We start from the raw sequence: 15,362 nt of genomic DNA, 5'->3' as shown, positions 1-15,362 counted from the left end.
CATTTTTTTAATTGTTTGTTTGTTTTTAAACATTTTTTAGTGCCTTTTTCTTTCTTAAATGTTTTTTGAGATTATCTCATTTTTCATTAAACAATTTTCATATATACCTTATTTTATAAATTATACAATTTCATATATACCTTAATCTATAAGTTTAAAAACTTTTACGGGCAAAAATAAATCTATTTTCAGGGGAACTTTGCAGCTTCAAATCTAGGTGTTTGAATTTTAAAGACTTAAGAAAATAATTAACGCATAAGATAAAAGGTTATGAAAAATAGATTACTCCCTTTATTTATGGTTTTAGGAACTATATCTGCTTATTCTCAGGTTGGTATGGGGACAAAAGACCCGCATAAATCACTTTTACGGTGGCAATATTATTGCACAGAATAAACCAAATGTTATTATGATAATGACTGATGATGTTGGTTGGGGAGATTTAGGTAGTTATGGCGGTGGAGTTATGAGAGGAGCTCCAACTCCAAATTTAGATCGTATGGCCTCGGAAGGAATGCGATTTGTAAATTATTATGGACAATCAAGCTGTACAGCAGGGAGAGCATCATTCATAACAGGAAGAATTCCTGTTCGTACTGCACTATCTGCCGTATTGGTTCCCGGAGATCCAAATGGGTTATCAAAAGAAACACCTACTATAGCTGAAGCGTTGAAAAAAGGAGGCTATTCTACTGTTTTTATAGGCAAGTGGCACTTAGGAGATAAAGAAGATAATTATCCTATAGCGCACGGATATGATGAAATGTATAATATGCTGCCCTATTATGCTGGCGTTTATGCTTATGATGATAAAATACTTCATCCAAATTTTCCCTCTGATGATACTGAATTCTTAAAAGTATGGAATTCCATTAATCTTGGTGAATTTGAAGGGAAAGCGGGGCAAAAAGCAAAAGTTGTAAAGCAAAAAGTTGGGTTTGCAGATTTAGCTGTTGTCGATGACGAAATGCGTTCTAAAGCGGTTGATTATATAAAACAACATGCAAAAGACAGTAAACCATTTTTTGCAACTATATGTTTTGAGAAGGTTCATAACCCAAATAATCCGTCACCACGCTGGAAAGGTAAATCGCCAGGAGGGGGTAATTATCTAGATGCTTTAATGGAAATGGATGATAATTCCGGACAAATTCTGCAGGCAGTTCGCGATGCCGGCATTGAAAAAAACACATTAATTATTTGGACAACAGATAATGGAGCCTGGGTAGATGCGTGGCCAGATGCAGGTTATACTCCCTTTAGAGGCATGAAAGGCTCTGTGTATGAAGGAGGCTTCCGTGTTCCGGCTTTAGCCTGGTGGCCGGGTCATATTAAAGCAGGGTCTTTAAATACAGATATGTTTTCACATATGGATTGGTGGCCCACAATTGCTTCTATTATCGGTCAGCCAGTGCCAGCACATGAATGGAAAGATAATGAAGGAAATCCAATTATTTTTGATGGTTTAGACCTTAGTGCTTCTTTATTAGGAACTGGGCCGGGCATACGCCAGGATTTTTATTTTTTTGCAGGACAGGCTTTTGGAGCCGTTCGTGTTAAGAATTTTAAATTCCTTTTTACTGCAAAAGATTCTTGGCTGGGATCGGATAAACCATTAAAAGTAGTGGCTACTTATGATTTATTATGGGATCCGGCAGAACAACGTGATATGACATTTAACGGTGCTGCACCAAACAATGGAAATTCTCCAGGGCATTTTAGCGGATCAGATAATGGGTGGGCTGGAATGTACATGGCTCCCCGTGTCATTAAATTATTTGATGAGATGAAAAAAATACCAAATAAAAAATATATCCCCTTTGGAGAAGGTCTGCCTAAAATAATTCCTGATGAATATAAATAGTAATATTAAAATTTAATAAAATTTGCGGACAAAAGTACACTTTTGGGCCTCTTTACATACAAGCATTTATTATTTTTGTAATAGATACTAAAAAAATAAAAACCTCCAAAATCTAATAATTTTGGAGTTTTTTTTGGTTCAATCTAAAATGTACTTTTTGTGTAATATTTCAGATGTATTGGTGGTTGCTTTGCGTTATTTTGTTTTGCTATTTCCCGATGCAGAAATTAGCAAATATATTCCCCAGTAATTCGTCATTTGAAACCTGACCTGTGATAAGTCCAAACTGATATAAAGCTTCACGGATATCAAGAGCAATTAAATCACTTGAAAGATTAGTTTCCAAACCAAATTTTACTTTTTGTATCTCATCCAAAGCTTTTAGTAACGAATCATAATGTCTTGTATTAGTTACAATTGTTTCATTATTTCTCAAAGCTCCCGTGTTTACAAATGAAAGTAATTCATTTTTCAAATCTTCAACGCCAATTTTCTCTTTTGCTGAGATTAATAAAAGTTTAGCGTTTATATTTTCGAGTTTATTCGTAATATTTAAAACTTCATCTTCAGACAAAATATCTTTTTTATTAACCACAATAATTAGAGGTTTTAAAGGATATTTATTTTTAATCTGTTCGATTTCCGAAACAAATTCAGAACTTGAAGCTTTAAACTTTAAACCGTCAAACAAGTAAATCACAACTTGAGCCTGATCGATTTTTTCAAAAGTTTTTTTAATTCCAATACTTTCTACAACGTCTTTAGTTTCACGAATACCTGCCGTATCAATAAATCGAAAACCAATTCCGGCAATAACCAGCTCATCTTCAATTGTATCTCGCGTTGTTCCGGCAATGTCAGAAACAATAGCGCGTTCTTCATTTAATAAAGCATTCAAAAGAGTTGATTTACCAACATTTGGCTCGCCGACAATAGCAACCGGAATTCCGTTTTTAATGACATTTCCAACTGCAAATGAATCAATTAAACGTTTTAAAACAAATTCAATCCGATTTAATAATTCATGAAACTGTGTTCTGTCTGCAAATTCTACATCTTCTTCGGCAAAGTCAAGTTCGAGTTCAATCAGCGAAGCAAAATTCAAAAGTTCTTCCCTTAATTTAGCAATTTCGTTACTAAATCCGCCTCGCATCTGCTGCATCGCAATTTGATGGGAAGCTTCATTATCAGAAGAAATCAAATCAGCAACTGCTTCTGCCTGAGATAAATCCAATTTACCATTTAGAAAAGCTCTTAGCGTAAATTCACCCGCATCGGCCATTCGACAGCCTTTTCTCAATAATAACTGAATAATCTGCTGTTGTATATAAGTTGAGCCGTGACATGAAATTTCGATTGTATCTTCACCCGTATAAGAATTTGGGCCTTTGAATACCGAAACTAAAACTTCATCAAGCGTTTTTTCATTGTCAATAATATGACCTAAATGCAGTGTATGTGTTTTTTGTTTAGTTAAATCCTTGTTTTTGATAGATTTAAAAACAGAATTACCAATTGAAATTGCTTCAGCACCTGAAATACGGATAATAGCAATAGCCCCGGCTCCGGATGGAGTAGCTAATGCAACTATAGAATCTTGATTTATCATGCTGCAAAGGTAAGAAAAAAGCAGAAAGTTCTAAAAAGCTAAACACATGTGAATTATCCTTTTTTGCACCTTTAAAATACAAATTATTAAGAAATTATTAACTGTTAAATTCCTGATAATTATCAGGTAAACTTGTTTTTAGAATGATTAAATTTGAGTAACAAACCTAAAAATCTCAATAAAATGAAAAAAATACTATTTCCCACAGATTTTTCGGAAGCCGCTACAAATGCATTTGTACATGCTTTAGAATTTGCTAAAATCGTAAAAGCTGAACTTGTTTTACTGCATACTTTTGAGATTCCGGTTTATGACAGTCAGTTTTTTCCTGAGAATTATGCATCTATATATAGTTCTATAGAATTGGCAAAATTTGAAATGTTTAAAGATGAAATTCCAAAACTTCGCACTATTGCTGCCGAACGTAAACTCGATGATATTGTAATTAAACACCGCTTAATGGATGGTGATTTAATTTATAACTTAAAAAATGCGGTTGAAGAAGACGAGATTGACTTTGTTATTATGGGAACGACGGGAGTTTCTGACTGGACAAAATTCTTCACGGGATCAAACACCAATTCGGTAATTTCAGAAGTTAAAGTACCTGTTTTATGTGTTCCGATTGATGCTAAATTTAAGAAAATTAAAACAATCGGATTTACAACGCGATATAGAGAAAAGGATAAAATTGTACTGAAAAAAGTACTTAAAATTGCTAAAAAAACCGATGCAAAAGTGAAATGCTTATACGTTAAAACCTCAAGTTCTGATGTTTCTCATATGACTATTAAAGAATGGGAAACAGAATTTGCAAATGAAAATGTAGAGTTTCAAATATTGCCAAGTGATGAAGTAAAAGAAACTATTTTAGATTTCATTCTGTATAAAGACATTGATATTTTAACGACGATTACACACAAACGATCTTTTTTTGAATCTATTTTTGATAGCAGTTTCAGTCAAAAAATTACAAAAGAAGTTTCAATACCGGTTTTAATAATGCATGAGAATTAAATCGTTTTAATGAATTATTTTTTTGAAAGTGTAAAACCTATATTTGTATTTCATTACAATTACATGGAAGCATATTCAAATAAGGTCTCGCAGTATTCAGAAATTTTTACCAAAATCAGCAAAAGATATAACAGCATAAGTCTATTAAGGCTTTTGAGCATATTTTTCTGTTTGTTTATGTTATTTTATTATATAAAAACAAAAGAAATAATATATTCAGTACTTGCTTTTCTGTCTTTTGCTGGTTTTCTTTTTTTAATGAGAATTCATTCGAAATTGTCATTCAAAAGAGATTTAACAAAAGCCATTTTAAAAATAAATGAAGACGAAATCTCTTATTTAAAAAGAGAAAAACTTCCTTTTGAAAACGGTGTTGAATTCAACGATTTTCATCATCCGTATGCTTATGATTTGGATATTTTTGGAGAACATTCATTATTTCAGAATTTAAACAGAACGGCTACTTTTATTGGTAAAAAAACTTTAGCCGAGAAATTATTACACCATTTTTCGAACGAAATAATTCTTCTAAACCAGGAAGCCATTGCCGAGCTAAGTAACAAAATAGACTGGCGACAGGATTTTCAGGCCTTGGCAGTTGTCAGTCATGACAGTAAAGCTTCATATGAATCTTTAATTCATTGGATATCATTTAAAAATAATCCTTTACCTAAAGTTTTAATAACACTTTCAATTGTACTTCCGACGGCTTTTTTCGGGCTTTTGATTGGGTATTTTATCACATCCAAAACAATTCTTTTATCGTATCTGACGTATGTTTTTATCGCCAATTTAATTGTTTTAGGAAGATCATTGAAACGCATTCAGTCAGAAATTGCAAAAGCAGATAACATTGATAAAATCATCAAACATTACAGTTTAATTGTAAAGAAAATAGAAACTGAAAAATTTACTTCAAAAAAACTGGTTGACTTACAGGAAAAATTGGTTTCGAAACACGCATCGGCAAGTTCGCATTTAAAACAGTTATCAGAGTTGTTTTCGAGAATGGATACCATCAGCAATTTTGTAACTGCAACCGTGTTCAATGGCTCATTTTTATTTAATCTTCATGTTTTAAGAGCGCTTTTAAAATGGAAAGAAGATTACTCAGAAGAGCTTGAAAACTGGATCAATATAATTGGAGAATTTGAAGCCTTAAATAGTTTGGCAAATCTGTCTTATAATAATCCGGATTTTGTTTTTCCTGAAATTAATTCTGAATATAAAATTGGGTTCGAAAAATTAAGTCATCCGCTATTAAATCCATTGACGAGAGTAGGGAATGATACTCATTTTTATCCTCAGTCGTTTATGATTTTGACCGGATCAAATATGTCTGGTAAAAGTACTTTTTTAAGAAGTTTAGGAATCAATATGGTTTTAGGCGGAATAGGCTCAGTAGTTTGTGCTTCAAAAGCTAATATACATCCACTTCCAGTATTAGTTTCAATGCGATTATCTGATTCTTTAGCCGATAGTGAATCGTATTTCTTCGCCGAAATTAAACGTTTGAAACAAATTATGGATGCGCTTGAAGAAGGTCCGGCTTTTGTTTTACTTGATGAAATTTTAAGAGGAACAAATTCTGATGATAAACGAAACGGTACAATAGAAGTGGTTAAAAAAGTGATTGCTAAAAAAGCGGTTGGCGCTATTGCAACTCACGATATTGAAGTCTGTCTTACTACAAATGAATATCCTGATACCTTAACTAACCAGTGCTTTGAAGTTGAAATTCAGAATAATGAACTTCACTTTGATTATAAACTCCGTGATGGAATCTGCCAAAATAGAAGTGCTACTTTCTTAATGCAGAAAATGGGAGTTATTTAAGGATTGTTAATGGTTAATGGTTGATGGTTGATGGTTGATGGTTCGTAATCTTGTCATTTCTCCTTCCTCGAAATGACATATTTTAGCTAATATTTATAGATTTCGAACTTTGTCAAAGTTTTAAACTTTGACAAAGTTGATTAAACTAAAATATTTTAATGCTCAAAAGAATGACATCATTCTTTGAGCATTTTTTTATGATTTCTTTTCATCAGTTTTTACTTCAATTTTAAAATAACTATAAAAATGAGATGAAATTTTTAGTTTATTTTTTCAAACATTCGCATTAAAAGATCTCAAATCACCACATCAAAAACCTATCAAATTCGCTTAAAATGCATTAAATCAGTATTAAAAGTCAAAATGACAATAACTGACTAAATTCCTTTATTTACTGATTATTTCACTTTATTTTGGCAATAAATTAACGATTTATTAAAAATAAATTTTACTAAAACGTTTTTGTAAGTTTCGTTTGCTATATTTGCGATGTACTAAAATATTACAGAATAAATTATTAACCTGATGAAAAAGATTACAATTAGAGATATTGCTAAACAGGCCGAAGTGTCTATTTCGACAGTGTCTTTTGTAATCAATGGAAAAGGGGAGAAAATGGCGATTAGTCCGGCTGTAATTAAAAAAGTTCAGGATGTTGCGCAAAAACTTCAGTACAAACCAAGCATGATTGCAAGTAGTTTGCGAACTGGTAAAACAAGATCTATTGGGCTTATTGTTGAAGATATTTCCAATCAGTTCTTTGCCGATTTGGCCCGGGTTATTGAAGATGAAGCAAAAAACATCAATTACAGAGTTTTTTATTGCAGTACAGGAGATGATAATGAAAGATCTGAAGAGCTTGTGCAAAGTTTACTGCAGGCAAACGTAGAAGGTTTTATCATTACGCCAACGAGAAATTTAGAAAAAACCATAAGTCAGCTTTTAAAAATGCAAAAACCGGTAGTTTTAATCGACCGATATTTTGCTAATCAAAAAGTAAGTCATGTGCTGATGGATAATTATGAAGGGTCTTATTCTGCTGTAAAATTTTTAATTAGTAAGGGACGAAAAAATATAGCCGTTGTAAATAATAAATCTGGAATGATTCAGATGAAATTACGAGAAAAAGGGTATGTCGAGGCGTTGAAAGAAGAAGGAATTTATAACGAAAATTATACGCTGCATTTAGATTATCATGCAAGCGAACAAGATAGAATTGAAGCAATAATTCGCTTTTTTAAAGAAAATCCTGAGATTGATGCAGTGCTATTTTTGGCCAATTATTTAGGACTTGCAGGACTTCAGGCTTTTAGGAATTTAAAGTACAAAATTCCAGATGATATTTCGGTCATTAGTTTTGATGACCACGATAGTTTTAAACTGCATACACCCACAATTTCGGTTATTGCGCAGCCAATTGAGGATATAGCAGTCAAATCAATAGAATTGTTGATGGACCAAATGACAAATTTTGAAGAGTTTAAAGTAGAGAAAGTCCTCAAAAAAGGAACATTAATCATTAGAGAATCAGTTTAATTCAAACAACATTAGCAGGAAAAATTTAAAGTAACAGAAGAAAAAAGTTGAAGCTTTTTTTTAGGCATTTTACTAAAACGATTTAGTGAAATCAGGGATTTTTTTTGCCAAAAATAAAATCAGTTTTTACGAAGTATTTACATAAGGAGATCAAGGAATAGTTGTGTTTTTGGAAAATCATTTACTATCAGCCAATATTTTATATCGAGAATCAAATTCAAATTTTTATTAATTATTTAAAACAAAAAAACAACAAACAAAAATCAAACCAATAACCAAAAAGAATGCTTATGAAACGAATATTAGCAGTATTAGGAATGGTGTTGTTGAGCAGCTTAGGTGCTGCTGCGCAAAACCGACTAATTACAGGGATTGTGGCAGATGCAGAAAACAAAGGAATTGTTGCCGCATCAGTCGAGGTTCAGGGAAAACCATTTAGTGCCATTACAGATGCCGAAGGGCGATTTAGAATGAATGTTCCGGAAGGTAAAGTTACCCTAAATATATCTTCTATAGGATTTGAATCAAAATCAGTTGTCCTTCAGGAAAATGAAACAAGAGTTTCGGTAGTATTAACTGAAACTACTCAGGAATTAAAAGATGTTGTTGTAACTTCATTTGGAGTTAAAAAACAAAAGAAAAGTTTAGGTTACGCTGTGGGTGAGTTAAAAGGCGAGGATCTGACAAAAAATAAAGAAATTAACTTAGGAAATGCGCTTCAGGGTAAGATTGCAGGGGTTAACGTTTCTGCACCGGTAACAGGACCATCTGGTTCTAGCCGTGTTGTAATTCGTGGAGCAACTTCTGCATCAGGGCTTAACCAGCCGTTGTATGTTGTAGACGGAATTCCGATCGATAACACACAGCAGGGAAATGCCGGAATGTGGGGTGGTGCCGATAAAGGAGATGGTATGTCTTCTTTCAACCCAGATGATATCGCATCTATGTCGGTATTAAAAGGTAGTGCCGCTTCTGCTCTTTATGGGTACAGAGGTTCGAATGGTGTTATCTTAATTACAACTAAAAAAGGTAAAAACGGAACCGGAATTGGAGTAGATTTCAATACAAATTCAACTTTCAATACGCCTGCAAGCCTTTTAAACTGGCAGGATCAATACGGTGCGGGAGCTCCAAACGGAAGCGGTGTTCCAACCAGATTTACTAATTTACAAGAACTTAGAGATTCGTACTATTTTGCATGGGGTGATAAATACGACGGAACTCCTTCTATAGCCCTTGACGGTACTACAAGACCATACAAAGCTTACGGAAAAGATAACGTTGAAAATTTCTACAGAACCGGGTATTCTTTCAGTAATACATTGGCAATTTCTGGTGGAAATGAAACAACAAACTTCAGATTGTCTTTTGGAAATACTAAAGATGAGTCAATCATGCCGGGAACTACTTTCGGAAGAAATAACGTGGCTTTGAGTTTAAACTCTTCTCCAAACAAAAAAATCAATGTGGAGACAAATGCGCAGTACATTTCAGAGAAAAGTCATAACAGACCTTATTTGAATGACTCGCCAAGAAACCCTTCTTTCCCAACTACTTTCATGACACCAAGTTCAGATATCAGATGGTTAAGTAATCCGTACGATGCAAACGGCGGAGAGGAAGACTTTTTAGGAGCAAACGTATATCATACAAACCCATATTTTGCTACAAAATCGCCATTAAACGACGATCTTAGAAAGCGTTTTATTGGTTCTGCAAAAGTAACGTACAACATTACAGATAAAATTTATGCTAAAGGTGTTCTTGGTATTGATGATATTAATTATGAATACACTGAAATAGAACCAACTGGAATTAATTACAATCCTGGTGGATCTATCGAAAACAGAATTGAAACTCGTTCTGAGGTGAATGCTTCCGGATATTTAGGATATAAAGGATATATCGTTAAAAATCTTTCATTAGATGCATTTGTGGGAGCAAACCGTCAGCATAACCGATACAGTGGTATCAAAATGAAAGGAAACAACTTTATTGTTCCATTTGAATATTTCTACGGAAATACACAGCCAGACAAAACAGAAAAATTATTCTCAGAAAGTGAAGTAAACTCTCTTTTCTATTCTGCAGATATTGGATATAAAGATTTCTTATATGTAAGTTTAACAGGTCGTGAAGATTGGTTCTCAACTTTAGATCCTGCAAACAACAGCACTTTTTATCCTTCTGTAAGTTCAAGTTTTATTTATTCTGAAGTGATTAAATTACCAGAATGGATGTCTTATGGTAAATTCAGAGCTGGTTGGGGTAACGTTGGAGGTGCATTGCCAGAAGCTTATGCTTTAGCATTAACTTACACAACTCCAGACGGACAAACAGATTCATTAGGTCAGCCAATTTTAGGTGTTAACGGAGAAACTATTCCTAACAGAACTTTAAAACCTTATAATGTAAGCACAATTGAGTTTGGTTTTGAAAATACTTTCTTCAATAACAGAGTAAGTACAGATTTGACTTTCTACCACAAGAAAACGACAAATGATATTACAGATGCAGACGTTTCTCAGGCTTCTGGTTACAGAACTACAAAAATCAACGTTGGACAAATATTAAATAAAGGAGTGGAGTTTGCATTGAATGTAAAAGCTGTAAAAACGCCAAACTTTTCATGGAATATTGGTTACAATTTTGCCTACAATGACAGTGAAGTAATCAGTTTATCTGATAAAATCACAACTAAATCATTAGAAGGAAACAGAGATGGAAGAGCTAATGTGGTTTTAGAAAAAGGACAGCCTTTTGGAGTGATTAAAGCCTATGACTATTTAAGAGATGCTAATGGGAATATAGTGCTTGGCACTGACGGAAAATTCTTAAGAGGAAATTTAATCATTGCAGGACAAGGTGTAGCGCCAACTTCTATGGGACTTTCAAATGATTTCTCATATAAAAACTTCACACTTTCTGTATTTGTTGATGCTAAATTTGGTGGAGAAATCTATTCTGCAACAAACCAGTTAGGAACTCGTTACGGATTATCTGAAATCACACTTCCGGGTCGTGAAGGTGGTGTAGCTGTAAGCGGAAGAGACGTTAACGGAAATCCGGTTAACACAACAGTTTCGGCATACGATTACTGGAGAAGTTATAGTGATGTAACATCAAACTTTGTATATGATGCTGATTTTGTGAAACTAAGAGCGATTTCATTTGCTTATAATTTTCCAAAATTATTTTTACAAAAAACACCATTCCAATCAGTTAGTTTAGCATTTTCTGCTCATAACTTATGGACAATTTATGACAAAGTGCCAAACATTGATCCAGAGTCAAACTATTCTAATAGTAATGCACAAGGTATGGAGAGAGCTTCTATGCCGTTAACAAGAAACTATGGTTTTTCACTTAATGTCAAATTCTAATATTTAAAAAGATGAAAAATAGATATATAAAAATATTTTGTGTCGCAATTGTTGGTGCTTTGACATTAGCTTCATGCGATAAAGGATTCGAAGAAATGAACAAGAATCCAAATGCTTTAACAGATCCTGCTGTAAAATCAATGTTTACACTGGCAGAGATTTATGTAGACGGACAGGATTTCTCAAACACCAGAGGAAACAATTTATACGCTGCGCAAATCGTACAGCAGTTTTCTTCACTTGGAGGACCGGGTTCAAAATACACCTATTCATCTGAGTATTCTGCAGCGCTTTTCGGCGAAACTTACGGAAAAGGATTAAATCAAATTTTCCAGTTATTATCTGTAGTTGATAATACTCCTGAAAATACAAATATGATTCAGGCATTAAGAATCATGAAAGTTTTCTTGTTCCAAAAACTAACAGACACTTACGGTGAAGTTCCTTATTTTGAAGCTGGAAAAGGGTACAACGGAAACATCTTTTCTCCAAAATACGATACTCAGGAAGCTATCTACAATGATCTTTTAAAAGAATTAGATGAAGCAGGAACTGCTTTAGATGCTTCTAAACCATTCGTAGGCAACGCTGATTTGTATTACCAAAGTGATGTTGCAAGATGGAAAAAACTGGCTAACTCTATGATGTTGAGAGTGGCAATGCGTTTGTCTAAAGTAAACCCTGCAAAAGCAAAAGAATATGTAGAAAAAGCGTATTCAAAAGGTGTATTTACATCAAACGATGACAGTTTAGTTTTAAAACATGATGCAGGTCCTGCGGGAGTAAAAACAAACCCGATTACTTCTTCATGGGTTAGAAATGACTTGAATGGAGGAGAATCTAACATCAAATTCAGTAAAACGTTTATCGATAAGTTGAAAAATACAAACGATCCGCGTTTAAGAATTTATGCAAAATTAGAAGCAACTGGAGACAATAATCCGGCAAATCAGCAAGGTTTGGCAAATGATGCAAAAGAATTTCCGGGTGGAGATAAAAAACTTTTCTCAGATCCAAATACTTCAACAGTATTACGTTTAGATGCTCCAACTTTAATTATGTCTTATGCAGAAGTTCAGTTCATATTAGCTGAAGCTTCAGTAAAAGGATGGAATGTGGGCGGTTCGGCACAAACGTATTATGAAAATGGAGTTAGGGCTGCGATGAACATTTTAACCATTTTTGGAGATAAAGTTCCAGCAGTTACACCAGCAGAATACACTACGTACATCACAACATATCCGTTTTTATCAGCTGGTACAGATGCACAAAAAATTGAGCAGATTATTACTCAAAAATGGATTCTGTTATTATTCAATGGTTTTGAGGCATTTTCTGAATACAGAAGAACAGGATATCCTGTTTTAGTTCCGGTTAATGATCCAACAGGAGATACGCAAGGAACTATTCCAAGAAGATTAATTTACGATCAATCAGAACTTATTACCAACGCTGAAAATTACAAAGCAGCAATTCAGCGTCAAGGACTAGATTTAATGACCACTAGAATCTGGTGGGATAAATAATTTTTAAATTAGGTTGGTTAGTTAAAATAAGTCGGGTACTGAGCATGCCCGGCTTATTTTTAAATTTTCTTGTTGATTATCAAACAGCAGCTTTTACAATTAAATGAGTTTGATTGTTGAATTAAGCACCCTTTTTTTCGTAATAACAATGAGTGTTTTGCTGAAAAAGATGGAATTATTTTCGATTAATTAAAGAATACTTATTGAGGTAAAAAGTACTTTTTAGAAGAATTAATAAGTTGATTTGAAATAAACTGAATCAAATCAAAAAGATAGGCAGTATAAAAGAAAAGTATTTAGTTTTAAGTTGAGTTAATAACAAAAATAGTTTCTGAAGAGAAGGAATAATTAGTAAGCTCTGTTCCTTCTCTAGGCTGCCAAATCATTAAAATGTATTACCTTTTGACAAATTTTAAAAAGGTACTAATTCTATCATTCAGTAAAATGAATTATCAAAAAAAACTTCATTGGTTAATCTGTATTTATATTGCAAATTTTACATCAGTTGCCATTGCGCAAAATGTTGATTTGAAGAAAAATTGGATTTTCCGTGAAGAAAAAAAGCTGCAGTGGTATCCGGCATCAGTTCCGGGAGAAATACACACTGATTTACTCAACAACAAAGAAATACAGGATCCCTTTTTCAGAAACAATGAAAAAGATTTGCAATGGATAGAGCGTAAAAACTGGGAATACAAAACCACTTTTGATGTCGCAGCAGTAATGTTAAAAAAGAAAAACATTGAATTGGTTTTTGACGGACTCGATACGTATGCCTCTGTTTATCTCAATAATCAATTGATTTTAAAAGCAGATAATATGTTTCGTCAATGGCGTGTTGATGTTAAAAACATACTTCAATCTGAAGAAAACGATTTGGTTATCGTATTTGAATCGGTACAAAATGTAGTTGATTCTCTTGCTAAAAAAGATCTGCCATTTGTAATTCCGGACAATCCGCGTGCGTATGTTCGTAAAGCGCAATATCATTTTGGATGGGACTGGGGACCAAAATATACAACCTGCGGTATTTGGAAAACACCAAGGTTAGAAGCTTATGACAAAAAAGCGCCTGAAAAACCATACGTTTTAAATCGTAAAATCGAATTGGTACAAGAACCGGAAATTCTGGGCAGTTCGTTTTATTTTAAGATTGACGGAAAACCGGTTTATATGAAAGGAGCCAATTATATTCCGTCAGATGCTTTTCTTTCGCGTGTCACAAAAAAGGATTATGAAAAGATCATTTTATCTGCTAAAGAGGCAAATATGAATATGCTTCGTGTTTGGGGCGGAGGAATTTATGAAGATGATTATTTCTATGATTTATGCGATAAATACGGAATAAATGTCTGGCAGGATTTTATGTTTGCCGGCACCATGGTTCCAGGGGATAAAGCTTTTTTTGACAATGTAAAAGCAGAAGTTCAGTATCAGGTAAAAAGACTTCGCCATCATCCAAGTATTGTTTTATGGTGTGGAAATAACGAATCAGATGAAGCCTTTAAAAACTGGGGCTGGATGAAAAATTTTAAAATTTCAAAACAAGATTCAACCCGTTTATGGAACGATTACAAGCGATTATTTCACGATAGTATTCCGAAATGGGTAAAAGAAGTCGATGGAAAACGCCCGTACCTGAGTTCATCTCCATTATATCATTGGTCAAAACCAAAGAGCATTATCGAAGGAGACAGCCATTATTGGGGAGTTTGGTGGGGACTTGAAGATATTGAAGCAGTTAGACAAAAAACAGGACGATTTGTTAGTGAATACGGAATGCTGTCAATGCCGAATTATACTTCTCTGGAAGCTTTTACTTTACCAGAAGACCGATATTTATATTCAGATGTATTAAAGGCGCATCTAAAATCCGGAAAAGGATTTGAAAAGTTAGAATCGTATTTGAACCGATATTTTATTGATTCGGAGAAAATAAAGAAAATGAATCTGGAGGATTATACGTATCTCACGCAATGTCTTCAGTATTATGCGATTAAAAATATTGTGGCAATTCATCGTTCAAAAACGCCTTTTAACATGGGAACTTTAGTCTGGCAGCTCAACGACTGCTGGCCTACAGCAAGCTGGAGTATTACGGATTATTATAACCGACAGCCAAAAGCGAGCTGGTATGCTATTAAAGAAGCTTATAGAGATGATAAAATGCCGGAAGCAGATTTTACGCATCCAAAGGATTTATCCCTGGAAGAACCCAATATCAGCTGGCTGATAAAAGGAAATAAAGTAATTGTTAAAGCTGAAAAACAGGCAAAGTATGTGTATGTTTCAATAAAAGGATATACCGGAAAATGGAGCGATAATTATTTTGATCTGGATGCCGGACAAGAAAAAGAAATTTCGTTTGAAGGAATAATTACTAAACCGGAAATTAAGATAGTTTCTTTGTTTGAGGTTTTGGGGAGGTACTAAGGTTCTGAGGTTCTGAGAAGCAAAGGTTCAAAGAGACATAGGTTTTGTTGAGACGCATTACAGTGCGTTTAAACTATAGAAATTAAAAATATTTGTGTAAATCTGTTTAATCCGTTTCACCAACGGACTAACACGAACACAATCAATAAATAAAAATA

The 15,362-nt window shown here is 33.7% G+C and carries 8 protein-coding genes; 7 read left to right on the top strand and 1 reads right to left on the bottom strand.

Annotated features, from left to right (window positions below; all coding sequences use genetic code 11):
• The first annotated feature begins 409 nt into the window (after window positions 1–409).
• Window positions 410–1,864, top strand: coding sequence for an arylsulfatase (locus ABDW27_RS01460; RefSeq protein WP_343694277.1), 1,455 nt, complete (start codon window positions 410–412; stop codon window positions 1,862–1,864).
• A gap of 208 nt (window positions 1,865–2,072) precedes the next feature.
• Here ABDW27_RS01460 and mnmE read toward each other — a convergent pair whose 3' ends face one another.
• Complete coding sequence (mnmE, locus tag ABDW27_RS01455) at window positions 2,073–3,473, bottom strand: tRNA uridine-5-carboxymethylaminomethyl(34) synthesis GTPase MnmE (protein WP_343694276.1); 1,401 nt, start codon at window positions 3,471–3,473, stop codon at window positions 2,073–2,075.
• A gap of 183 nt (window positions 3,474–3,656) precedes the next feature.
• Between mnmE and ABDW27_RS01450 the strand changes: the two genes are divergently transcribed.
• The 6 genes from ABDW27_RS01450 to ABDW27_RS01425 all read left to right on the top strand — a co-directional run bounded on the left by ABDW27_RS01450 (window position 3,657) and on the right by ABDW27_RS01425 (window position 15,204).
• Window positions 3,657–4,490, top strand: coding sequence for a universal stress protein (locus ABDW27_RS01450; protein ID WP_343694275.1), 834 nt, complete (start codon window positions 3,657–3,659; stop codon window positions 4,488–4,490).
• 63 nt (window positions 4,491–4,553) lie between these two features.
• The gene (locus tag ABDW27_RS01445; RefSeq protein ID WP_343695266.1) at window positions 4,554–6,326 is read left to right on the top strand and encodes a DNA mismatch repair protein; all 1,773 of its coding nucleotides are present in this window, start codon (window positions 4,554–4,556) and stop codon (window positions 6,324–6,326) included.
• A gap of 525 nt (window positions 6,327–6,851) precedes the next feature.
• A complete protein-coding gene (locus ABDW27_RS01440) occupies window positions 6,852–7,862 on the top strand; it encodes a LacI family DNA-binding transcriptional regulator (protein WP_343694274.1) in 1,011 nt (336 codons plus the stop codon).
• A gap of 290 nt (window positions 7,863–8,152) precedes the next feature.
• Window positions 8,153–11,245, top strand: coding sequence for a SusC/RagA family TonB-linked outer membrane protein (locus ABDW27_RS01435; RefSeq protein ID WP_343694273.1), 3,093 nt, complete (start codon window positions 8,153–8,155; stop codon window positions 11,243–11,245).
• Between the two features lie 11 nt (window positions 11,246–11,256).
• Window positions 11,257–12,771 carry a SusD/RagB family nutrient-binding outer membrane lipoprotein gene (locus tag ABDW27_RS01430; RefSeq protein ID WP_343694272.1) on the top strand — a complete coding sequence of 505 codons (1,515 nt, stop codon included), beginning with the start codon at window positions 11,257–11,259 and terminating at the stop codon, window positions 12,769–12,771.
• Between the two features lie 444 nt (window positions 12,772–13,215).
• Entirely contained in the window at window positions 13,216–15,204 is a 1,989-nt protein-coding gene (locus tag ABDW27_RS01425; RefSeq protein ID WP_343694271.1) for a glycoside hydrolase family 2 protein, read from the top strand.
• Window positions 15,205–15,362 lie beyond the last annotated feature (158 nt).

The organism is Flavobacterium sp., assembly GCF_039595935.1.
Lineage (GTDB): Bacteria > Bacteroidota > Bacteroidia > Flavobacteriales > Flavobacteriaceae > Flavobacterium.
The sequence above is the reverse complement of the archived record's forward strand: the minus strand, read 5'-3'. Positions and strand labels throughout refer to the sequence as shown.

What these genes read in the sequence shown, in the direction of transcription:
- ABDW27_RS01460 (WP_343694277.1), top strand. Translation starts at nt 410, where the DNA reads ATGATAATGACTGATGATGTTGGTTGGGGAGATTTAGGTAGTTATGGC.
- mnmE (WP_343694276.1), bottom strand. Translation starts at nt 3,473, where the DNA reads ATGATAAATCAAGATTCTATAGTTGCATTAGCTACTCCATCCGGAGCC.
- ABDW27_RS01450 (WP_343694275.1), top strand. Translation starts at nt 3,657, where the DNA reads ATGAAAAAAATACTATTTCCCACAGATTTTTCGGAAGCCGCTACAAAT.
- ABDW27_RS01445 (WP_343695266.1), top strand. Translation starts at nt 4,554, where the DNA reads ATGGAAGCATATTCAAATAAGGTCTCGCAGTATTCAGAAATTTTTACC.
- ABDW27_RS01440 (WP_343694274.1), top strand. Translation starts at nt 6,852, where the DNA reads ATGAAAAAGATTACAATTAGAGATATTGCTAAACAGGCCGAAGTGTCT.
- ABDW27_RS01435 (WP_343694273.1), top strand. Translation starts at nt 8,153, where the DNA reads ATGAAACGAATATTAGCAGTATTAGGAATGGTGTTGTTGAGCAGCTTA.
- ABDW27_RS01430 (WP_343694272.1), top strand. Translation starts at nt 11,257, where the DNA reads ATGAAAAATAGATATATAAAAATATTTTGTGTCGCAATTGTTGGTGCT.
- ABDW27_RS01425 (WP_343694271.1), top strand. Translation starts at nt 13,216, where the DNA reads ATGAATTATCAAAAAAAACTTCATTGGTTAATCTGTATTTATATTGCA.